This is a genomic window from Bradyrhizobium sp. SZCCHNPS1003 (genome assembly GCF_032381555.1).
GTDB lineage: Bacteria > Pseudomonadota > Alphaproteobacteria > Rhizobiales > Xanthobacteraceae > Bradyrhizobium.
This window is the reverse complement of sequence record NZ_JAUHIU010000003.1, coordinates 168,912-191,852: the sequence shown is the minus strand read 5'-3', so window position 1 is coordinate 191,852 and position 22,941 is coordinate 168,912. Positions and strand designations below refer to the sequence as shown.

The window sequence follows — 22,941 nt, the reverse complement described above, 5'->3', positions numbered from 1 at the left end:
TTCGCCCTGAGAGCTACGCCATCGCGCGCTCCGGCAAGAGCTCCGCGATCTGCACCGCATTGAGCGCGGCGCCCTTGAGCAGCTGATCGGCGGCCACGAACATCGCGATCGAGTGGCCTGACGGATCGGACAGATCCTTCCTGATGCGCCCGACCAGCACGTCGTCCTGTCCCGACGCGTCGACAGGCATGGGGAAGTGGTTCTTGGCGCGGTCGTCGACGACGCGCACACCCGGCGCGGTGGCGAGGATGCGGCGGACTTCATCTTCCGTGATCGGCTTCTCGCATTCGAAGGTGATCGACTCGCAATGGGCGCGCAGCACCGGCACGCGCACGCAGGTGACGCCGATCGCAATGCCCTCGTCCTCGAAGATCTTGCGGGTCTCGTTGATGACCTTGGTCTCCTCGTCGTTGTAGCCGGTCTCGGGATCGATGGCGGTGTTGTGGCTGAACAGGTTGAAGGCGAACGGATGCGGCATCACCTTGGGCGCGTAGACCTGGCCGTTGAGGCTCGCGCGGGTCGACTGCACCAGCTCGTCCATCGCGGCCGCACCGGCGCCGCTGGCGGCCTGATAGGTCGAGATGATCACGCGCTTGATGCGGTTCTTCTGATGGATCGGCCACAGCGGCACCAGCGCCGTGATCGCCGCGCAGTTCGGATTGGCGATGATGCCCTTGTGGTCGCGGATTCGGCGGGCGTTGATCTCGGGGATGACCAGCGGCACGTTCGGGTCCATGCGGAAGGCCGAGGAATTGTCGACCACGACGGCGCCGGAACGCACGGCGATCGGCGCGAACTTCTTGGAAATGCCGCTGCCGGCCGAGAACAGCGCGATGTCGACGCCCTCGAAGGAGCGTTCGGTCAGCTCCTCGATCACGATGGTCTGGCCGCGGAAGGTCACGGTCTGGCCGGCCGAGCGGGCGCTCGCCAGCGCCTTGAGCTTGCCGACGCGGACGTTGCGGCGGTCCAGGGTGGCGATGAACTCGGCGCCGACGGCGCCGGTCACGCCGACGATGGCAATGGTGGGATCGTGGGGCACGTCTCAGGTCTCCGGTTGGAATTTGGGCAATAAAAAAGCCCCGGACCTTCATCAGGCGGGGCTTCGGTTCGAAGATGGTCGCAATCGAGTTCGACTACGCGCGCACGCCTCCCGAGGCCCTCGTGGGCTTGGTGGTTTTCGTCGTGCGTTTGGTCGAGGTCGACATGGCGCGGGACCATAGGGGCGGTCGGAACCGCCGTCAACGGCCGAAAGGGGCGAAACGGCGCCATCGCGGTTGAATCGGGGGCCGTCCTGACGCAATAAGCCGGCCATGAGCTCTCCCGCTGGCGACCTTCCCAACCACTTCGAATTGCTCGCGACCTCCGGCGCGGCCCGCACGGGCCGGCTGACGACGCCGCATGGCGTGGTCCGCACGCCGGCCTTCATGCCTGTCGGCACCGCCGGCGCCATGAAGGGCATCCACTGGCGTGACGTGCGCGAGGCAGGTGCCGACATCGTGCTCGGCAACACCTATCATCTGATGCTGCGGCCCACGGCTGAGCGCATCGCCGCCCTCGGCGGCCTGCAGCGCTTCACCGGCTGGGGCGGTCCGATGCTGACGGATTCCGGCGGCTTCCAGGTGATGTCGCTATCGGGCTTGCGCAAGGTCACGGAGCAGGCGGTGACGTTCCGCTCGCATATCGACGGCGCTAGAATCGAGCTGTCGCCGGAGCGCGCCATCGAGGTGCAGCGCCTGCTGAACTCCGACATCGCGATGCAGCTCGACGAATGCGTGCGGTTGCCGGCCGAGCGCGACGACATCGAGCGCGCGATGCGGCTGTCGCTGCGCTGGGCCGAACGCTGCCGCCGCGCCTTCGAGAGTGCGCCGGCAGGCTACATGCTGTTCGGCATCGTGCAGGGCGGCGACGTGCCCGCGCTACGCGTCGCCAGCGCGCAGGCGCTGGTCGACATCGGCTTCCACGGCTATGCGATCGGCGGCTTGGCCGTCGGCGAGCCGCAGGCGGTCATGCTCGAGATGATCGAGGCGACCGCGCCGGCACTGCCGGCCGACCGTCCACGCTACCTGATGGGCGTCGGCACGCCTGACGATCTCCTGGAGTCGGTCAGGCGCGGCATCGACATGTTCGACTGCGTGCTGCCGACCCGCAACGGCCGCCACGGCGTCGCCTACACACGCTTCGGGCCAGTGAACCTGCGCAACGCGCGTCACGCCGACGACCCGCGTCCGCTGGATGAAGAGAGCCCGTGGCCGGCGGCGCGCAGCTATGCCCGCGCCTATCTGCATCATCTCATCAAGGCCGGCGAGGCGCTCGGCGCGACGCTGCTGTCGGAAATCAACATTGCCTATTTCCAGCAATTGATGGCTGGGATGCGCGAGGCGATCGCACAGGGGCGCTTCACGGAATTCTACGAGCGCACCAAGGCGGATTGGGCCCGCGGCGACATCGCCCCGCGCGCCGGCTGACGGCCGCGTCAGGTGAAGGCCGTCAGCTTGTTGTGAGCCCGCCCCTATGCGCCGGCCCACATGAAATCGTGCTGGTGATGCATTGCCGACCTGCCCGGTGGCCGACCGTTGTGCGATCCGTAGCGACGGACGGCCGTGATATCGCGTCGCGGAACTCTCTCGCCCTGGCGCCGTTCAGTTGCAGACGAAACGGCTTTTCACGGAGTGCTTGGTGACGAAGCCATAGCCGCAGGTGTCGCAGGTCCAGAGATAGCTGATGGCATCGTCGGCCAAGTATGCCGACGCCTCCGCGGCAATCATGGAGTCGGCGCAGACCGGGCATGTCGGCAGATCGCAGCCGCGGGGATTCGGGCGGGCGGTTGCGGTCGACACGAGATCAGCGAGTGCTGACATATTGACCTCCTGTACGATCTCTTTGTGGGCGATCTCTGCTTGAACGACGTCAATTTCGAAAGGGTCGATTTCGAACGAGTCGCGTTCGAACGGGTCTATTTCCGACGAGTCCAACTTTTCGCGGATATCAAGTCCGTCACACAAAGAGTTTGTCTGGGTGGTCTGTTCTTATGTCTGTTCTACAACGGCGGTGTCGTTTGGCACGAACGCCCCGATTGTATCACTCCGAAGATGACATCTTGCTGATGTCCGCCCGGGTTGCCGTCGACCTGCATCATGAATTTTCGTCCGGCTGAAGTCAAACATACACCCGGTTTATTGACCTTGTCGCAACACAAATGCGTTGGTTTTTCGCAATTTAGCCACGACTTGTTGTGCGCCGCGATCGTCTTAAGATCGCGCAAACGTGCTTGCGCAGCGCAACAGGCTCGCTGAAGATGGTCAGAAGCGTTGTCGATGTCGCGCGGGGCGCGCAGAGGAGTGATTTCATGGAGTCGTCAGCACAGCGTCCCGGACGCGGGCGCGTATTTGATTCAATTGTCGACGCGTTCGGCAATACGCCGATTGTGCGGTTGCGAAAGCTGCCGGAGCAGCATGGCGTCAAGGCGACCATCCTCGCCAAGCTGGAATACTTCAATCCCGCCGCGAGCGTGAAGGATCGGATCGGCGTCGGCATGATCCTGGCGATGGAGCAGGCCGGCGTGATCAAGCCCGACACCGTGCTGATCGAGCCGACCTCGGGCAATACCGGCATCGCGCTGGCCTTCGTCGCGGCGGCGCGCGGCTACAAGCTGAAGCTGGTGATGCCGGAGTCGATGTCGGTGGAGCGGCGCAAGATGCTCGCCTTCCTCGGCGCCGAGATCGTGCTCACGCCGGCGTCGCAGGGCATGAAGGGCGCGATCGCCACTGCCGAGGAGCTGTTGCGGACGACGCCGAACTCGGTGATGCCGCAGCAGTTTAAGAACCTCGCCAATCCGGACATTCATCGTCGCACCACGGCCGAGGAGATCTGGAACGACACGGCCGGCAATATCGACGTCTTCGTCGCCGGCGTCGGCACCGGTGGCACCATCACCGGCGTCGGCCAGGTGCTGAAGTCGCGCAAGCCCGGCCTCAAGGTCGTCGCGGTCGAGCCGGAGGAGAGCCCGGTGCTGTCGGGCGGCCAGCACTCGCCGCACAAGATCCAGGGCATCGGTGCCGGCTTCGTGCCCGACATTCTCGACCGGTCCGTGATCGACGAGATCGTCAAGATCAACAGCACGACCGCGATCGAGACATCGCGTGCGCTGGCCCGCAACGAGGGCATTCCCGGCGGTATCTCCTCGGGCGCGGCGATTGCGGCCGCGATCGAGATCGGCAAGCGACCGGAAAGCGCGGGCAAGACAATCCTGGCGATCGTGCCGTCGTTCTCCGAGCGTTATCTGTCCACCGCGCTGTTCGAGGGGATCTGATCATGGCCGACCAGCCGCGGCGGCCCCGCACCCTCGCTGACGCCCGTACCGAGGCCGAGGCCGCGTTCAAGAAGGTGACCACCAAGCCGGTGGAGGCGCCGCCGAAGAAGGCGGCGGTCCCTGGCGTGCGCGAGCAAGTGACGTTGCGGATCGACCAGGACGTGCTCGAGCACTTTCAGTCTGAAGGGCCGGGCTGGCAGGACCGCATCAACGCGGCGCTGCGCAAGGCGGCAGGGCTCTGACGGCCGGCTCCATTATTCTAACGAAAGAGCCCGGAGCTCGTGCTCCGGGCTTTTGACGTGGGGGAGACGTCGACGTTTACCGGCGCAGCGCGCTGCCGAGCACACCGCCCATCATGCCACCGATGAAGGCGGCGCCGGCGGCGTTGCCCGCGTTGTCCTGCGGCGGCGGATTGCGATAGACGGGCGCGCCCTGCGGCGGCGGGCCACCGGCAGCGACGTTGCCGGCCGGCTTGGCGCGTCGCGGCTTGGCCTCGTCACCGACTGCGGCGGTCGCCGGCGCCGGCTGCGGCTCGGCCAGCAGCGCCTTGTGCTGCAGCTTGGTCAGGAATCCGGTCGACGGATAGCCGCGGGCCGCCTGCCAGCGCTTCATGACGCCGCGGGTCTGGTCGTCGAACACGCCTGTCATCTTGGTGTCGAAGCCAAGGCCGGTCAGCCGCCGCTGCACGTCGCGGCGCTTGGTCTTGTCGAGGCCGATCTGATCCTCGCTGACCTGGCTGCCTTCCTCGGTGTAGGTGGCGGGATCGACGCCCTTGGCGACATTGCGCGTCGCGGTGTTGATGGCGCCGCTCTCGATCGCGGCGATGCGCGCCATCGCCAGCGACTTGAACTGCCCGTTCGGGTAGGTCGCGAGATAGGCGTTGAGCTCTTCCGGCTTGTTGGAATCCTTCACCGAGCGCCAGAATTCGAGCTCGGCCTCGCCCGCGGTCACGGTGGCCGTCGCGACGGCCGGCGTCGTCCCGGCCGTGGCGGCCGTTGCAGCAGGGGCCGCCGCCGGGTTGAGGTAGACCGCGCCGATCAGGTTGGTATGCCCCCAGGGCAACTGGCCCTTGCTGGTCTCCTCATTGACCTGGGCGCGCACCGCCGTCATGGCCTGCTGGATCTCGATGCCGGGCTGGGCGATGTGCGAGATCAGCGCGCGGGTGAACGGGCTGTTGGCGCCGGCCTCGCCGTCGAGGGCGGTCTGGCCCGGGCCGGTGGCGAACGCGATCAGCGTGCCCTCGCCGGACTTCATCTCGGCCAGACCGGTCTGCACCGACACGCTGCGGGTCGGCGAGTTCGACTTGATCTTGGCGGCGAACGGATTGTCGCGGCAGGCATCGAGGAACACCAGCTTGACCTTGGCGTCGCCCATCGTCTGGTCGAGGGTCACGTCGATGTTGATGGCCGAGCCCAGCTTGACGTCCATTTCCGACTTCAGGTCGGCGTCGACCGGCAGCAGGTAGTTGGTGCCGGCAATGGCGATGCCGTGCCCGGCGTAATAGAACACCGCAATATCGGCGCCCTGCGCCTTGCGACCGAAATCGAGCAGCTTCTCGGTCATCTTGTCGCGCGTGAGATTGGTGCCCTCGACGACGTCGAAGCCGACGTTGCGCAGGGTTGCCGCCATGGCCTTGGCATCGACCGGCGGGTTCGGCAATTGAGCCACGCTCTTATAGGCACCGTTTCCGACGACAAAGGCGACGCGGCGGTCGGCCTTGGCGGCTTCAGCGGTCAGCACCATGCAGAGCAGGGACAGAGCGACGGTGAGATAGCGCATCAGGAGATCCCCCAACGATCAAGCGAAGCGTTCACTGCAGCATTTGTCGCGGATCGGCGCGAAAAGTCTTGTTCCCGAGCAAAAAATCACGCTTCCGCCACAAACCAGTTCGCGGGTGTTGCGCCAGATCCACGACGGTCGCGTGTAGCGCGCCCGTTTCGTGATCCGAATCACGTCGCTCGAGGGGAGGCAGGGGCTCCCCGGCGCCTCAGGTCCCTGCCGAACCGCCGATCGGCACGGGCCGAGGTTGCGGCGGACGCAGGTTCAGCAAGTTTCCGGCGAGAATCAACGCAGCGCCGAGCACGGTCAATCCGTCGAGACGCTCCGCATAGACCAGCCAGCCGACGGTGGCGGTCAGCGGAACGCGGAGAAAATCCATGGGCACCACGATGGTGGCGTCGGCGTAGAGCAGCGCGCGCGCCATGCAGAAATGCGAGAAGGTCCCACAGAAGGCGACGAGGAGGATCCAGCCCCAGGTCGTGGCCGATGGCGGCGTCCAGAATAAGAGCGAAGGGATGAGGCCGGCGATGGATTGCACCACCAGCATCCAGAAGATGATCGACACGGTGGGCTCAGTGCGCGTCAGCAGCTTGACCAGAGCGATCGAGATGCCGAAGCCGACCGCGGCGGCCAGCGCGATGAGCTGTCCCGAATTGACCGCCCCGGTATCCGGGCGGACGATCACGACGACGCCGACGAGGCCGAGCCCGATCGCCGCCAGCTTGAACAGGGTGATGCGCTCGCCGAGGAAGGCTGCTGCCAGCAGCGCCGTCCAGATCGGCATCGTGAACTCGATCGCCACCACCTGGCCGATCGGGATCAAGGTGAGCGCGAAGAACCAGCCGAGCTGCGCGCCGTAATGGACGAGGTTGCGCGCCGCGTGCTGCTTGAGCCGCGAGGTGCGCAGCCTGGCAAAGCCGCCGCTCAGTGCGATGACCGGCGACAGCATCACCAGGCCGATCAGGCAGCGCAGCTCCATCAGCTCGAACACGTTGAGCTCGCGCATGGCTTCGCGTCCGGCCACCGCCATCACCAGCATCAGGCTGAGCCAGCCCGTCATCCACAATGCGGCGATCAGTTTCGAAGCGGGACGATGCATGAGGTGGTGGAGACAGGGAGGAGGGCGGCGAAGGCGCGCTGTATCACCTCGCGTGCAGGGCAATGCAAATGAAATCAACGGTGCAGTGCATCAACGCCGCTACAGGCTTTGCTCGCGACGGACGCGTGTCATCGAGAAAAACGTGGAGTGTGGCTGTGTTTCGTCCTAAAGCGACCGCCGCGAAACAGCCCGTGAAACAGCCCAAGGCAGCCAGAGACAAGACATGACCGAACGCGCCGCTTCAGCCGACTTCGTGACCGCCTTTGCCACTGGCTGGCCGGAGCGGGAGCCTCATCTCATGGTGCTGTCGCTGACCACCCATAAAGGTGTGCAGGACTTTGCCATGACGCGGGAGCAGGCGCTGCTGGTCGCCAAGACCATCAAGCGCACCGCCGCGCAGCTGGCTCCGGCGCCATCCGCAGGTGCGGTCCCCGGCGCCAAGCGCAGCGGCTGATCGGGATCACCGCGACATTGAAATGTTGGCTGCGCGGAACTGGCTGTCGGCCCGGATCGATACCGACTGCCTGTTACCGCGGGTGGCGAGCGCGATGTTGGCATTGAAGCCGGCGGTGGTTGCAACCAGCTGGAAGTTGCCGCCGCCGCCGCGTCCCTGCAGCACGCCACTGATGCCGCGGCTGGACTCACTCCAGGTTCCCGAGATGGCGGAGCCCTCGGCGATCACCTCGGCCTGCAGAGCGAACTTGTAGGCATCGCTGGCGCAGGTCAGGACGAGCGTCATCCGCGGTCCCGAGACGCCATAACGGGCCCGGCACCGGATGCGCTCGGTTGAGCCGTCCTCGAGGGCAACCGTGCCGCTGCCGCCCCATGTTCCGGCCAAGGCGGTGAAGGGACCGGGATCGGCGCGCCCCGGCGAAGCGGTCACACCCGCCGTCAAAACGACGGCGGCGGCTGCGAGCCGCCGCACCATCTTCAGGAGCGCGTGCTGCGCGCCGTTACAGGCGCGAAGCCTGCCAGCGGCCGCTGCAGGGGATACCTGCCGAGGCGCCGTTCCACTTGCCCGAGCCAGAATTGCCGTTGAGCTGCCCATTCGCATATGCGCCATTGATGGAGACCTTGACGAGGCCTTCGCGTCCAATCGAACCCGACACATTGGCGCCAGCCGCAGAAATCTTACCGTCTGCGACGATCAAGGTCGAGCTGGCTGTGGGCTCGCAGGTGCCACTGTTGGTCACGATCGTCACCTGCCACTGGCCGTCATAGGGCGACTGGGCGAATGCGGGGGCGGCCGAGCTACCCACCAGGATCGACGCGGCGAAAGCCATTCCAATGCGGTCGAGACGCATGAATCGTTGTCCCTCAATGTCGTTTGATCAGGACCTTATTTGGAAGAATTGTGACGAAAATTTGCCGCACCGCCGCAACGGAATTTTATCGAGCAATTTCAGCTCATTAACGATTAATGCGGAACTCCGCCTTGAACCATTCGGGCGGCATTATGGGCAAACTGCGCCTTCGCGCACCCCACGAGCGGACCAGCGTCGCAGCCTTGCAATGGCAGGTGATGCTGCCGTCGCAGGGCACAGGAGCGCGCCGGCTGGAGCGACGACGCAATTGTCGGGGCGATGCGATCGGATGCTCAGTGTGGGGTGAGGCTGGGCGCCTTGGTCGCGAACTGCTCGTCCTGCGGCTTGGCCGGAATCGTGCCGGTCACCTTGGCCGATTCGATGACATCGCCGAGCAGCTTGAGGCCGAGCGGCGCCAGCGCGCGCTCCCACAGCTCGCGGGCGGTCTCGCCCTTCTTGACGAAGCACCAATCCTGAGCGGCGATGGCGCCCGCATCCATGCGGTCCGCGAGGTGATAGATGGTGCCACCGGCGATCGGATCGCCTTCATTGATGGTCCACTCCACCGCAGCGATGCCCCGGTGACGCGGCAGCAGCGACGGATGGTAGCCGATGCCGCCGAGCCGGGCGGCTGCGACCGCCTCATGGGTGACGCGGGCGTGGCTATGCGCCGTGACGATCAGGTCCGTGTCGGGGGCGATCTCGCCCGCCGGCACGACCTTCGGATTGGCCTGGACTACGACCTCGATCCCGGCCGCCCGCGCCGCTGCGGCGAGCCGGTCCTCGCCATCATGAACGACGACCCGCGCGATCTCGATTCCTCTCTCGCGCAGCATGTTCAGTGTGGCGACACCGAAATGGCGGGAGCCGACGAGAGTGATGCGCATGGTCAGGGATCTTCCACGGTTGGGGGCTGGATCCGGTCGGACTCTGACCGGATGAAACGGGTCAAACCAAGCCTTGGCCTCCAGGTCAAGCGCCTGCTGGGCCGTCGTCACAGTCTGGCTTCGTCCGGCCGGCCGAGGCGTTGGGGACCCAAACGGGAACGGCGGGAAAGCCGCTCCGAGCCAGAGTTGGGTAGGGCCCTTCGCGCCTATCGGCGAGCCGATCGCCATGGCCGCCATCAAGATGCAGGCCGAGCGGACGACATGCCCTCTTTGGTGCCGGCTGCAGCTTCAGATGGACCGGGAGTCAGGATAGGTACCGGCAGCTCGCCGAAAGGTTGTGTCAAGGCCGGTTGCTGCATCACGGCATATCGGTCGACACACCTCAACTAAAAGGGTCGAACTATCAGCCGAACTGATGAGGACAACCGAAGACGCTACTCCTGCCGGCTCAATGGACGCGATCTGGTCGGTCTTCGAACGCAATTCCCCTCGGCCAATGGCTGAAGAGGTCAATGAACTTGTGATTGTATTATCAGTTGGCCGTCTGCGTAGTAAAATTGACGCTTCTGCATATGACGAAGATAATTTCTTAAAGGCCCTGCAGCACAATGCTCAAGCCGCTCCGCCGCGCGGCCGGATAGCCGGGTGCCGCGCCTGTCACCGATCCCTGGGCAACAGCACCCGGTTATTTGCCGGCGGTCATGTGGCTTCCGGCGGCGGATGGTCGATGCCGAGCGCGGCGCACAGTGGTCCGAGATGTTTCTCGTAGCGGCGCCAGCTTCCGATCGAACGGCGGTAGATCGGCTCGCGCACCTGCATCAAGCTCGCCGTGCGCACCATGCGCTCGGTGCGATGGAAGTCGAGGCAGGCATCCTCCCAGTCGAGCCCGCAATGGGCGAGCACGCGGCGTGACACGCCCTCGAGGTCGTCGACCAGATCCTCGTATTGAACGTCCATCAAGATGCCGGGCGGCAGCACCTGGTGCCAGTGGTCCATCACGCTCTCATAGCCCCGGTAGTAGTGGCCGAGCTCGGTCAGGTCGTAGGCGAAGGGCTGGGCTCCGGTGAACAGCAGCGAGTAGCAGGAGACGCAATTGTCGAGCGGGTCGCGCCGCGTGTTGATGATCCTGGCGCGCGGGAATGCTGCGTGGATCAGCCCGACGAACAGGAAGTTCAGCGGCATCTTGTCGACGATGCGCTCGGCGTCCGGCGCCAGCGTCCGAACGCGGGCTGTGTATTCCTGCCCGATCTTCGTCATCTCCTCGGGTGGCAGAAGCGTGATCAGATCGGGATACGCCGGCACGACCTTCTGGCGGTTGGCGCATTCGCCGACGAGCTCCTTGAAGGTCTCGAGCTCGCCCGCGCCGAAGACCTTGGAATGGCTGGCCAGCACCTGCTCCATCAGGGTGGTGCCGGAGCGCGGCATGCCGACGATGAAGATCGGGGCCCAGGAGTTGTCGCCGTGCCCGGTAACCGTGCGAAAGAACTCGGGGGTGAAGCGCGCCGCGACATTTTTCATCATGCCGAGCCGCTGCTCGGAGTCGTAGTCGAAGGTCTTGCGCTTGAGGGTGTTGGCCTTGTGCAGATGTGAGAAGGCCTGGTCGTAGTCCTTCAGGTCGGACAACGCCTTGCCCATCGCGAAATGCGCTGCGATCTGCTTCTCCTGATCGAGCTGGTCGACGCGTTCGAGGAGCTGCCGCAGACTCGGAAGCCGGCTGTCGTCCGGCTTGAACTTCGACATGTTCGCGAGATTGAGGTGGATCGGCGCGTCGTCCGGCGCCAGCTCCAAGGCCTTCTGGAACGCCGCCGTCGCCTCCTCGAAGCGCCCGAGCGCCTGATAGGCGACGCCGAGATTGTTGTAGGAGCCGAAGCGCTCCGGCTTGATCCTGATTGCCAGCAGGTTCTGCTCGATCGACTCCTCGAGCCGGTTGAGCTCGAGGAAGGCGTTGCCGAGGTTGCCATAGGCGTCGGCATAGTCGGGCCGGCTCGCGATCGCCCGCTTGTAGTGCTCGATGGCACGTTCGCGATGGCCCTGGCGCAGCAGCACGTTGGCGATGTTGTTGTGGGTCTCGGCGTGCTCCGGGCTGAAGTCGAGGACCTTGAGGTAGTGTTTCGCCGCCTCTATGTCCTTGCCCGCCGTATACAGCAGGTTGCCGAGCGCGAAATGCGCGTCCAGGTGCTGCGGCTTGTTGTCGATCGCCCGCCGGAGCAGAGCCATCGCCTCGTCGATCAGGCCCTGGTTCTGCCGGACCATGGCGAAGGCGTAGAGAATGCCGGGATGGCTCGGCGACAGCGACAATGCGGTCTCGTAATGCTGCACCGCTACGTCGTAGCGCCCCGCTGAGGCCTCGACGGCGCCGATGCTGCCATGGGCTTCGGCGGACTTGTCGTTTACCGCCACCGCGCGCTGGAAGTAGTCCTTGGCCTCGTCGAGCCGGTTGGCCGTGGTTGAGATCATCCCGAGGCCGATGAGGGCGTCGAAATTGGCCGGCTGGCCGGCAAGGATCAGCTTGAAGATCTGTTCGGCATCGCTGATTTCGCCGCGGCTCTGCAGCCTCTTGGCGACGGCGACCACGCCGTCTGCCAGCGTCTGCAGTGACGCAAGCCGCGTGGCGTCAAATGGCCGCGAGTCCGTCGTCGGCGTGACCACCGGCGGGGCGACGTTGACGGGCTGAGGCTGCGTCATGCCCGCGATCGCCTCGGCGATCGTCGGTCGCAGGGCCTCGGTGCCCAGCGCATCGAGCAGCGGCTTCAGCCGGTCGCCATACATGCGCCAGCGGCCGACCGATCCGGTGAACAGCGGCTTGCGCACCTGCACCACGCTCGCGGTGTTCACCGGGCGTTCGTTCTCGTGGAAGGAAAGGCAGGCCTCATCCCAGTCCAGCCCGCAATGCGCGACGATCTTGCGGGCATTCGGCTCGAAATCGCGCACGACGTCCTCGTAGGACAGCTCGAGCATGACGCCCTGCGGCAGGACCGAACGCCAATGGCTCATCAGCGCCTCGTAGGCCCGGTAGTAGCGACCGAGCTCGGCGAGGTCGTAGGCGAATGGCTGCGGCTCGGCAAACAGTTGCGTGTAGCAGGACAGGCACGTGTCGATCGGATTGCGCCGGACGTGAATGATGAGCGCATTCGGCAGCGCGAGATGGATGAGCCCTGCGAACAGGAAGTTCGACGGCATCTTGTCGACGATGCGCTGGGTACTCGCCGGAAGCTTCGTGAAACGCTGGAGATAGGCGCGCGCGAGGGCGGTGACATCGGCATCGGACAGTTGGGCGAGCATCTCCGGATAGTCGCCGCGGGCGCGGTCGGTGAAGAGCCCCGCGGCTGCCGCGAAGTAGTTGACCTCGCCGGCGCCATGCACGGCGGGATGGCTGGCCAGGATCTGCTCGATCAGGCTGGTGCCGGACCTGGGCATGCCGATGACGAACACCGGCGCATGCGATGGATCGCCATGGCCTGCGCGCGCCTGTAGCATGTCCCTGGAGAACACCGCACGGATGCGCTCGATCTGGCGCAGCGTCTGGTTCTCGTCATAGTTGATGCGGCGGCGCTCGAGGGCATTGCCGGCGTTGAGGTGGACCAGCGACCGTTCGCCGTCCTTGATGTCGGCATAAGCCCGCCCGAGGGTGAAGTGCAGGGCGATGCGCGCATCCTCGGTGAGCGTCTCCGATCTCGCGGCCAGATCCTGCAAGGGTGCCCAGCGCGCGTCGTCGACCGCGAACGGCTTGACCACGCCGTAGTTGAGGTGCGTGCCGATACTGCGCGGGTTGACAGCCAGTGCGGATTCGTAGGCACGCGCCGCCTCGTCGAGCCGGCCCACGATCGTCAGGACGCCCGCAAGGTGGTTCATGGTCGTGGTGTCGCGGGGATCGTGCGCAAGAGCGGCCTGATATCCGGCGATGGCCTCGTCGTAGCGCTGCACGTTCCGCAGCGAGTCGGCGCGATTGCGGTGGGCAATGGCGTAGTCTGGTCGCAGCCGCAGTGCCTCGTCATAGTGGGACAGGGCCTCCTCGTGCCGGCCCGCCGACTGCAGCGCATTGGCGAAATTGTTGTGCGCTTCGGGGAAGTCCGGCCGCTCAGTGACGGCTCGCTCGTAGTGGAAAATCGCCCCCGGCCAGCTCTTCATGTCGAGGTGGATATTGCCAAGATTGTAGTGCGCCTCGGCGAGATGAGGGCTCAACGCGAGCGCCTGCTGCAAGGTGCGAATGGCGGCATCCAGTTCGCCCATCGCTTGATGACAGCCCCCGAGATTGAGCAGGACCGTCGGCATCTTGGGCTCGATGGCGAGCGCTCGGGTATAGTGAGCGATGGCTTCCGGATGCCGGCCGAGCTGCCGGCAGGCATCACCGAGACTGCTGGCTGCTGCCGCAAATTGCGGCCTCGCCGCAAGCGCTGCCTCATGATGCGACATCGCTCGCTCGGACTGGCCGAGCTGCTGCAGGGCGAGTCCGAGCGCCTGGTGGAGGTCCGGGTTCGTGCCATCGATGGCAAGCGCCAGTTCGAGGTGCCGGACGGCCGCTGCGGGATCCCCCAGGCCGTACAGCGCGCCGCCGAGCAGCAGGCGGGGCTCGATCGAGGATTCGTCGAGTGCGGCGGCGCGCGCGAAATGCGATGTCGCCTTGGCGAGGTCGCCCAAACTTGCGAACGCCTTTCCGACTGTCAAGTGCAGGTCTGCCGAGTCGCCCGCCGCGTCCGCGGCCCGGTCGAGCAGAGTTCGTGCCTCCTGCGCGTCGCCGAGTTGCAGGCGGACAGTCGCAAGGCTGCACAGGGTCCGGAAATGCCTTGGCTGAAGAGCAAGCACTTTCCGGTAGGCCTCCTCGGCAACCTGCAGAGCGCGACCATCAAGCGTGGACGGGAGTGGCGCGCTGGAGTTGGTCGATGCGGACACGAGTCGGGGGCGGAAGGCGAGTGCTGGCTCGTTCATGATCACAACTGACTGATTGTTCGACGGAAGCAGTTGTCGTGGCGGAATGAAGCGAAACGGAGGCTTGGCGGGTGCCGATCCCGATTGATCGTCTAGAACCCTTCGAGCCGGTGCGGTCGGCGCGCTCCGCGATCTCGCTGCCCGGTCTCGCCAATGTCTTTCGCGCGATCGCCGGCTCTCGCCGGAATGCAACGAAGCCGGTGCAGACCAAGGAGTCTGCACCGGCTTTGATCGGGCGTGTCGTTGGAGGCGTCAGCCCCACATGTGATGCATCGCGTGGTGGTGCGACATGTCCGGACCGCTCGAAGCTGCTGCCGCCGTTGCGGCTGTGGCCGCTGCCGCCGTGTGGTGGCTGCCATGATGGCTATGGTGGCCGCCGCAGTGGTGCGTCGTGGTGGTGTTGTTGTTGCCGCCGGTTGTTCCACCGCCGGCCGTTCCACCGCCCGTCGTGCCGCCACCGGTCGTCCCGCCTCCCGTGGTGCCGCCGCCCGTAGTGCCTCCGCCGGTGGTGCCGCCTCCCGTCGTGCCACCTCCGCCCATGCCGCCGCCGGGCGTGGTCGGGCTCGCCGGGGCGCCGCCCGTGCCGTTGGCGATGTTCGGATTGGCGCCCGCCGGCATGCCGGTGCCCTGGGCAATGCCATTGACCGCGGTCGCCGTCACGAAGCTCGTCGCGGATGTCACGTAGGCCGATCCGCCGATCGCGATGTTGTTGCCAGCAATGTCTCCGGCATTGCCGATGTAGTTCGCGGCCGCAGCCTTCAACATCGCCTGATCCGTCGCCAGGGCTGCACCCGTGTCGCCGTTCATGATGCCCATCAGCGCCTTGGTGGCCATGATGGTGTCAGACTGTAGAGCTCCGGCGGCGAGCTCGTCGTCGAACCGTCCCTTGAACACCGCTCCCTGCGCCGCATCGAACGCCGCGCCAAAGTTCTGGTAGTTCGTGATCTGGTCGATCAGGGCTTGCGACGCCGCACCTGTGCCATTGGCGACCGCAACCAACTTCGCTCCCAGCGTATTGCCCTCGGCGAGGAACGAGGCCCAGAAATTGGTCTGCGCCTGGTTGTCCTGGAACTTCGTGACGGTCCCGGTCAGGCCGCCGGCCATTTCGGAGAACCCGCCAATGTGACCGGGCGCCCCGGTGCCGCCCGCTGCCGCGTTGAGCGCCGCGTCGTTCTGAAACACGTCGATCATGTCGACGATGTTGTCGGCGGAACCGCGCAGCGCCGTCGGACTGGCCATCGTCTCGGCGACATCGTATTTGTTCAGCTGAAGGTTTGCTTGGCTGAGCAGCGTCATCAGATGAAGTGTCGTCGTTTGGGCAGCAACGGAGGTCTGACCTGCTTCAATCGCGGCGAGCTTCGCCGGGTCATTCAGGATCGCTTGAAGGCCCTGCGTCACGGCCGTGAAATCAGTCTGGATCTGGTTGATGTTGTTGGCGCTCATGCCGCCCAGCGAAAGGTCAGCGACGGCATTGAACACCGTTCCGATGGCGGTCAGGTCGCCCGCTGCCGCTGCAGCAAGATTGGTGGCGCTGTCGTTACCGGCGGGAAGGCTCTGGAACGCCACGTCCATGGCACCCGTGTTGGCCAGGAAGGGAACGTTGTTGAGCGCGGCCGAAAGATGCGCGTCACCCTGGATCTGCGCCAGGATCTGCATCTGCACGTTGTGGATGGTCTGGTCGGCTTCTGCGAGCGTCGCCGGATTGGCCGTCAGCGGGGCGGCGTTGATCAGCGTCGTGAGCTCGTTCGAAACCTGGGTGAGCACCGCGGTGTCGGTCGCGTTGAGCGTGAAGGCCTGACCGCCGACCGTGACCTGGCCGGGATTGGCCAGCATCGCATTGATGTCGTTCTGCACGGCATGCAGGTCGGTGGTGTAGCTGCCGAGGAACGGGTTGGAGTTGCCGCTGTTCTGCGGCGTCGAGAACAGCCCGATCGAGATGCGAGTAGCGTCGTTGAATACGACGCCGGCCTGCACGAGGTCGGTCGACAGGTTGAGCGCAGAGGCGCGAACCAGCAGATTGGACGTGCCATTCGCCAGCGCCGTCGGGTTGAAGGTATTGGCTGCCATTGATCATCTCCCCAAGTTTCAACCCGGCGTCTGCTGCTTGGCGTATCGGCAGCACGCGGGCGTTGATCGGGCTGCGACGTCTCGTTCACCCCTCGCGGAACGGGCGAAATGTCGCAGCCTCAGAGCACCTGGGAATTATTTGCTCCAATGGGGCCAAAAGAAGCGCCGCCGAGTCCTCAAATATGATGTTGTTCGGGCAAATGGCTACTGTCGCAGCCGGGTTACGGCCGCGTCGGAAGGCGGACTAACTCCTTGATTTCCGTCGTGGCATCCCTGTAACACCGTCGCTCAGCGACCCTTCGACGCACGGTGCAGACAAGAAGTTGCCCCGATCTTGGGGCCTATCATCGATCTCTCCTTAGAAAAGTTCCAGCGTGACGGGCGCGCTCGGCGCGGAGAACATGCATCTTCGCGAATCTCGAGAAGCTCCTTCATTCAGGCCGCGTCATCTCTTCTCCTCGTTGAACTAATCGTCGTTCTCGTTCGCCCGGGAGCGTTGACCTGATCTGGTTGCTCCCGGGTATCTGATTCCGCCGCAGTTGCTGCGGCTGCTTCGTCCTGCCGTGTCAACCCCACATGTGATGCATGGCGTGGAGATGCGACATGTCGGGCCCGGCAGCCGCGGCCTGGCTCGTATGCGCGCCCTGGCTGTGATCGTGATGATGGTGATGATCGCTGTGATGCGTGGCGTTGCTGCCGTTGTTGGCCGTGGTGCCCGCCGACGTTCCGCCAGCCGCCGTTGTTCCGCCGGTCGACGTGCCTCCGGTCGCCGCGGTGCCGCCGGCCGCGGCGCCGCCAGCGGCGGTGGTTCCTGCCGCCGCGGTGCCGCCGGTGCCGTTGGCCAGGTTCGGTGTCGCGGTGACCGGAATGGTGCCGTGCGCGGTACCCTTAATTGAGGTCGCCGCCGAGACCGTCGTGGCCGTCCCAACATAGGTGCCGCCATTGACGGGAATGTTGTTGCCGGAGACGTCCATGGCGTCCGCCGCAAAGCCCTGGCCGGCAGCGGCGATCATCGCCTTGTCCGCCGCGAGTGCTGCGCCGGTGTCGCCGTTGAGGATGCCCTGCAGGCCCTTCACGGCACCGGCCGTGTCAGCTTCGAGCGTGCCGCTGAGCAGTTCGTTGTCGAACCGTCCCTGGAACACGGCGCCCTGGGCGGCGTCGAAATTGGCGCCGAACTGCTGGTAGTTCTGGATCTGCGTGATCAGGGCCGCACTCGCCTGCGCGCCGCCGGTCGAGATTTTCTGCAGCGTCGCGTTGATGGTGTTGGCCTCGGCCAGGAATGCGGCCCAGAAATTCGTCTGTGCCTGGTTGTCCTGGAATTTGGTGACCGTCCCCTTGAGCCCGCCCGGATCCTCGGCAAAGCCGCCCGCATGGCCGGCGTTGCCGTTGCCACCTGCCGCCATGTTGAGGTTGGTGTCGCCCTGGATGATGTCGATGATGTCGAGCAGGTTGTCGGCAGTGCCGCGGAGAGCGGCCTGATTGCCGGTGGTCGCAGCCTGATCATACTTGCCCAGCTGCAGGTTGATCTGGCCGAGCGCAGTCTGTAGATGGATCGTCGTCAGCGCCGCGGCGTTGGCCGTCTCGCCAGCCTCGATCTGCGCGAGCTGGGTCTTGTTGTTGAGGATGGCGGTCAGTCCGTGCTGGACGGCGGTGAAGTCCGCGGCCACCTCGGCAAGGTTACCGGTGTTGATGCCGCCCGAGGCGACCTCGACGGCCTTGTTGAAGACCAGACCAACGTCCTTCAGGCTGTTGCCGGCGGTAGCGGCGGCAAGACTCGCCGGATCGTCCGCGCCCGCGGGCGACGTCTGGAAGGCGACGTCCTGGCCGCCGGTATTGGCGAGGAAGGGGACGTTGTTCAACGCGTTCGCCAGATGCGCGTCGTTGTGGATTTCGCCGAGGATTTCCTGCTGCAGCGCATGAATGGTCTGGCTGGCCGCGGCCTGTGTGGTGGCGTTCGCAAATTGTCCCGCGGCCTGCAGCAGCGTGCCCAACTGGCCCTCGACATTGGTGAGAACCGCCGTATCGGTGGCGTTCAACGCGAAGGTATGCCCGCCGAGCGTGACCTGGCCCGGATTGGCGAGCATCGCGGCGATGTCGGTCTGCACCGCGGTGATGTCGGCCTGGTAGCTGCTCAGGAAGGTCGGCGAGTTGCCGCTGTTGGCGAGACTGAAGAGACCGAGCGAGGCGCGCACCGCGTCGTTGAAGACGACGCCAGCCTGCACCAGATCGGTCGAATGCTGGATCGCCGTGGCACGGGTCAAGAGGTTCGACGTGCCGTTGGCAAGCGCGGTCGGGCTGAAGTTCACCGGCGTGGCGCCGCCAGCCGGCGGCGTCGACGATGAGCCGCCGGTGCCGTTGGCAATGTTCGGGGTTGCCGTCACCGGGATCGTGCCTTGGGCCAAGCCGTGCACCGACGTGGCCGTCGAGACCGTGGTCGCCGAGCCGACATAGGTCGCGCCGCCGATGGCGATGTTGTTGCCGGAGACGTCCATGGCGTCGGCAGCGAAGCCCTGGCCGGCAGCGGCGAGCGCCGCCTTGTCGGCCGCCAGCGCCGCGCCGGTGTCGCCGTTCAGAATGCCCTGCAAGCCTTTCACGGCGGCCGCCGAGTCGGCTTCCAGCGTGCCGCTGAGCAGCTCGTTGTCGAAGCGGCCACGGAAGACGTTGCCTTGGGCGGCGTCGAAATTGGCGCCGAACTGCTGGTAGTTCTGGATCTGCGTGATCAATGCCGCGCTGGCTTGCGCGCCACCGGTCGAAATCTTCTGCAGGGTTGCGTTGATGGTGTTGGCTTCGGCCAGGAATGCGGCCCAGAAATTGGTCTGCGCCTGGTTGTCCTGGAACTTGGTGACCGTGCCGGTCAATCCGCCGGGATCCTCCGCGAAGCCGCCGGCATGGCCGGGCATTCCGTTGCCGCCGGCCGCCGTGTTCAGATTGGCGTCGTTCTGGATGATGTCGATGCTGTCGAGCAGATTGTCCGCGGTGCCGCGCAACGCGGCCTGATTGCCGGTCGTCTCCGCCTTGGCATACTGGTTGAGCTCGAGGTTGACCTGTCCGAGTACCGTCTGCAGATGGATGGTCGTCAGCGCGGCTGCATTCGCCGTCTCGCCTTTCTCGATTTGCGCGAGCTGGGTCTTGTTGTTGAGGATGTTGGTGAGACCTTGCGAGATCGCGGTGAGGTCGGTCGTGACCTCCTGAAGGTTGCCGGTGTGGATGCCGCCGGAGGCGAGGTCGACGACCTTGTTGAAGACGAGGCCGACATCCTTCAGCGTGTTGCCTGCGGTCGCTGCGGCCAAGGTCGCCGCATCATCGGCACCGGCCGGCGTGTTCTGGAAGCCGACGTCCTGGCCGCCGGTGTTGGCGAGGAAGTTGACCTTGTTGAGCGCGCCGGACAGATGCGCGTCGCCGTTGATCTCCTGCAGGATCTCCTGTTGGACCGCGTGCAGCGTCTGATCCGCGGCTGTGATCGTCGCAGCATTCGTGGTCTGCGGTGCGGCCGTGAGCAGCGTCGAGATCTGCGCCTGCACGTTGGTAAGAACGGCGGTGTCGGTCGCGTTCAGCGTGAAGGCCTGGCCGCCCAGCGTCACCTGGCCGGGATTGGCGAGCATCGCGGCGATGTCGTTCTGTACGGCGTGGAGGTCGGTCGTGTAGCTGCCGAGGAACGGGTTCGAGTTGCCGCTGCCGGCCTGTGAGAACAGGCCGAGCGAGGCGCGCACTGCATCGTTGAACACCACGCCGGCCTGGACGAGGTCGGTCGACATGTTGAGCGCTGAGGCGCGCACCAGCAGGTTCGACGTTCCGTTGGCCAGCGCCGTCGGGTTGAAGGTGTTGTTCGCCATAGATCATCTCTCCCCAAGTTCATCCGACGCCCGGCAGGGCCCCGTACCGAAACTGGCCAGACGATGCGGAAGCGCATCGGCCCTGCGTCGGACGTGCTGCGCGCCGCGCCTCACGCCCGTGCGCTTCTGTGCCGCGCGCTTTTCTGACGCGCGTTACTTTGTCGCACCTCGCTATATGCTCGGAGCAATCGGGCCAAAAAAGGCGTGGGGGAGTCCGCAATTATGTTGTTCTCGAGACATCGCGGATCTGTGACGGATGCGCCGCGATCGCGTGCCAAGTGATTGATTCTTGGTGGCAAGCGGCAAATGCGAGGGGGCGCGATCAGGCGCGAGCTGCATGTTGTCGTCAAGATGCTGCCTGCATCTCGCCGGTGAGTGGCCGGTCTCCAGAAGTCAGCCGTAGGGTCTGTCAGACGTTGTCAAGGCTGCCTGGCGACACTTGCGCGCGGCCTTGCCGCAGGGCCATCGCTGGAAAAATGCCACGATGGATCATCCGTCCGGGTGAGCTTTAAGGTGAAGGCGTGGCGGCCGGCCAACCGCGCCGAACGCTGTTCAGGACGGCGGCGCAGCCTGGCGCTGCGCCAGGAGCGCAGTCCTGATCTTCTGCAGCAGCGTCGTGTAGAGCTGATTCCAGGCCGGATCATTCTGCCCGTTCGCGTCCAGCCCTTGCTTGGTGAGGCCGAGGCTGATCCGGTAGACGGCGAGGGCGCCGTCGATGTTGCCGAGCGGAACGAAGGCATCGCCCAGATTCTGGTAGGAGTTTGCAAGCGTCTGCTGCAGCAACGGATCGTTGGAGGCGCTGTTGGCGAGGTGGGTAATCAGCGCGGTGTTGGCGCGACGCTGATCGAAGGCTTCGGCATGCCGGCCCTGGGCGGCGAGCACGTCCGCCAGCAGAGCGTGACACCAGGCGAGATCGCGCTGGAAGCTGAGATTGCCGCGGTGTGCTGCGGTCAGCTTCTGAACGATGGCGAGGCTGGCGGAATAGGCGGCATGCGCGGCCTCGAGGTTTCGCTGAACGAACAGCACGGCGCCGATGCGGTTCAAGGCGACCGAGAGGTTGCGTTGAAACCCGGCGTCGTCCGGATTGGCTCCGGTCAGGTGTCTGACGATGGCGATGCTCTGCTTGTAGTTCTGCAAGGCCTCCATCAGATCGCTGGCGGTGGCCGCGCGATCGCCTTCCGCGATCCCGGCGGCGGCCTGATCCAGCAGTCTGCCGGCGGCGACCGTGACGCCGACCGCAAGGCCCCCGTGGGGAACGTCGCCGCGCGGCTGCGCCAGCAGTGCGGCGAGCGCGACCGGCTCGTCGCTCTCTACGGAGTCCTGCGCAGACTCTGCCCTGGAGGTTCGCTGCCGATCAAAGGGCGCAGGCGACGCCTGCTGCTGGGAGGTGCGCGGTTGCGGACGCAATCCCTGTCCGAAGCCGGGAATTCGAAGCAACATGCCCTCGACCTGCGCGGCCGTAATCAGGCGCGTGCATTCGAACTGTCGAGGCGTGCCCTGCCATCGCGGGCACCACAGAAAGTCCTCATGGTCGAAGCGATGACGGACATCATTCCAGCAACTGTTGCAGGCGTGACGGTTGATGACCCGATAGGGGGTCGCGAACTCGTTGGTCGGATGAGTGAAGCCGCTGATCAGCACGACCGGAGTGCCGACAGCCCAGGCCAGCCATGACAGCCCCGAGGAAAGGCCGATGAAGAACGCGGCGTGCTTGAGCCAGCGGGCGCGCTCGGGCAACGGCCGGTCACCGGTCTGATCCTCGGCTGCGGCGGGAATTTGCGTTTGGTAGGCGCCGTGGCTGCGCGCGGCGGTCTGATCGATGCAGATCACGCGATAGCCGGCCGCGCGCAGGAAATCGACGACGCTCTGCCAGCCCTCAGGATTGTTCCAGTGCTTGCACGCGGTCGTCGCCTGCACCGCGATGCAGACATAGGGCTCCTCGATGGGACGGCTGTCTTCGCTCAGTGCGACGCGCGGCGGCTGTTCGGCCGGATCGACGCCGAGGATATGAGCGGCCGTCCGATGCAGGCCGACCTGCCGGAAATCATAGGGCTGATGGACCAGCTCGGCATCGTCGAAGAACAGCCCGACCGAGTAGGTTGCGTAGTATCGCTCCGGCTCGACCGTCTCGTGGCTGAGGAACGTGATGTCAGGGTAGGCGGCGCGGAACAGCGGGATCAGCGGCTCGCCCATAGCACAGCTCAGGCGGCACCGATGCAGGTCCTTGAACCTCACCGCATAGCCCATCCAGCCGATGATGTCGCCGATCGTGCCGACCGGGAACTGGATCAGGACGTCTCGGTCGGTGGCATCATAGTCGTGGCACAACAGCAGCTCGGGCCCTGACCAGACTTCGAGCCTGAACGGGACGAAATAGCGCTTGCTGCTGTTGACGTGCCCTGAACGCAGGTCGATGTCGAACAGGACGTTGGTGGTCTCGAGATCGCTCAGCCGGACGCGCCAGGGGTGTCCGGTGTCGGGGAGCATCACGCGGCAGCCGTCGTTGAAATCGAAGCGCAGCCCCTGGGGACCCTCCTGGGTCGGCACGGCCGCTGGCGGCGGCAGTCGCGGCTTGCGTGCGTGATCAGACGCCTCGGTGCGGGCGCCGGGCTGGGCGTCGGCGGGTAACGCACGTGTCGGCACCATCGCCGGGTCCGAGGTGCGGGGAAAATTTGCAACGTTCATGTTGAGGTGCTGACGCGGTCTGCGTTCATTCGTGAGCGATGACGCCGACCGC

Annotated in this window: 15 protein-coding genes; 4 read left to right on the top strand and 11 right to left on the bottom strand. The window is 65.4% G+C overall.

Features of this window, described 5'->3' with window-relative positions; genetic code table 11:
• Positions 1-13: 13 nt before the first annotated feature.
• Positions 14-1,039 (bottom strand): aspartate-semialdehyde dehydrogenase, encoded by a 1,026-nt coding sequence (locus tag QX126_RS06755; protein WP_315738101.1) that lies wholly within the window; start codon positions 1,037-1,039, stop codon positions 14-16.
• A gap of 271 nt (positions 1,040-1,310) precedes the next feature.
• On the opposite strand from QX126_RS06755, the gene tgt reads away from it, so the two are divergent.
• A complete protein-coding gene (gene tgt / locus QX126_RS06750) occupies positions 1,311-2,465 on the top strand; it encodes a tRNA guanosine(34) transglycosylase Tgt (protein ID WP_315774922.1) in 1,155 nt (384 codons plus the stop codon).
• A gap of 174 nt (positions 2,466-2,639) precedes the next feature.
• Here tgt and QX126_RS06745 read toward each other — a convergent pair whose 3' ends face one another.
• Positions 2,640-2,858 carry a hypothetical protein gene (locus QX126_RS06745; protein ID WP_315775303.1) on the bottom strand — a complete coding sequence of 73 codons (219 nt, stop codon included), beginning with the start codon at positions 2,856-2,858 and terminating at the stop codon, positions 2,640-2,642.
• Between the two features lie 488 nt (positions 2,859-3,346).
• Between QX126_RS06745 and cysK the strand changes: the two genes are divergently transcribed.
• Positions 3,347-4,309 carry a cysteine synthase A gene (gene cysK / locus QX126_RS06740; RefSeq protein ID WP_315738099.1) on the top strand — a complete coding sequence of 321 codons (963 nt, stop codon included), beginning with the start codon at positions 3,347-3,349 and terminating at the stop codon, positions 4,307-4,309.
• 2 nt (positions 4,310-4,311) lie between these two features.
• Positions 4,312-4,551 (top strand): BrnA antitoxin family protein, encoded by a 240-nt coding sequence (locus QX126_RS06735; RefSeq protein WP_315711784.1) that lies wholly within the window; start codon positions 4,312-4,314, stop codon positions 4,549-4,551.
• 76 nt (positions 4,552-4,627) lie between these two features.
• On the opposite strand, the gene QX126_RS06730 is transcribed toward QX126_RS06735, so the two are convergent.
• Positions 4,628-6,088 (bottom strand): caspase family protein, encoded by a 1,461-nt coding sequence (locus QX126_RS06730; protein ID WP_315738098.1) that lies wholly within the window; start codon positions 6,086-6,088, stop codon positions 4,628-4,630.
• A 208-nt stretch (positions 6,089-6,296) separates the two neighbouring features.
• A complete protein-coding gene (locus QX126_RS06725) occupies positions 6,297-7,187 on the bottom strand; it encodes a DMT family transporter (RefSeq protein ID WP_315770779.1) in 891 nt (296 codons plus the stop codon).
• A gap of 223 nt (positions 7,188-7,410) precedes the next feature.
• Between QX126_RS06725 and QX126_RS06720 the strand changes: the two genes are divergently transcribed.
• Positions 7,411-7,641 (top strand): hypothetical protein, encoded by a 231-nt coding sequence (locus tag QX126_RS06720; protein ID WP_315738096.1) that lies wholly within the window; start codon positions 7,411-7,413, stop codon positions 7,639-7,641.
• A gap of 6 nt (positions 7,642-7,647) precedes the next feature.
• Here QX126_RS06720 and QX126_RS06715 read toward each other — a convergent pair whose 3' ends face one another.
• From QX126_RS06715 to QX126_RS06685, 7 genes are all read right to left on the bottom strand, one after another.
• Positions 7,648-8,115, bottom strand: a complete 468-nt coding sequence (locus tag QX126_RS06715; RefSeq protein WP_315738095.1) for a hypothetical protein — start codon at positions 8,113-8,115, stop codon at positions 7,648-7,650.
• A 25-nt stretch (positions 8,116-8,140) separates the two neighbouring features.
• Positions 8,141-8,491 (bottom strand): hypothetical protein, encoded by a 351-nt coding sequence (locus QX126_RS06710; RefSeq protein ID WP_315738094.1) that lies wholly within the window; start codon positions 8,489-8,491, stop codon positions 8,141-8,143.
• A gap of 293 nt (positions 8,492-8,784) precedes the next feature.
• Complete coding sequence (locus QX126_RS06705; protein WP_315756612.1) at positions 8,785-9,378, bottom strand: formyltransferase family protein; 594 nt, start codon at positions 9,376-9,378, stop codon at positions 8,785-8,787.
• Positions 9,379-10,077: 699 nt separating this feature from the next.
• On the bottom strand, positions 10,078-14,304 hold the full coding sequence (locus QX126_RS06700) for a sulfotransferase (protein ID WP_315780062.1): 4,227 nt from the start codon (positions 14,302-14,304) through the stop codon (positions 10,078-10,080).
• A gap of 252 nt (positions 14,305-14,556) precedes the next feature.
• The gene (locus QX126_RS06695; protein ID WP_315738091.1) at positions 14,557-16,371 is read right to left on the bottom strand and encodes a hypothetical protein; all 1,815 of its coding nucleotides are present in this window, start codon (positions 16,369-16,371) and stop codon (positions 14,557-14,559) included.
• A gap of 566 nt (positions 16,372-16,937) precedes the next feature.
• Entirely contained in the window at positions 16,938-20,204 is a 3,267-nt protein-coding gene (locus QX126_RS06690) for a hypothetical protein (protein ID WP_315780060.1), read from the bottom strand.
• 552 nt (positions 20,205-20,756) lie between these two features.
• A complete protein-coding gene (locus QX126_RS06685; protein WP_315780058.1) occupies positions 20,757-22,889 on the bottom strand; it encodes an autotransporter strand-loop-strand O-heptosyltransferase in 2,133 nt (710 codons plus the stop codon).
• Between the last annotated feature and the right edge of the window lie 52 nt (positions 22,890-22,941).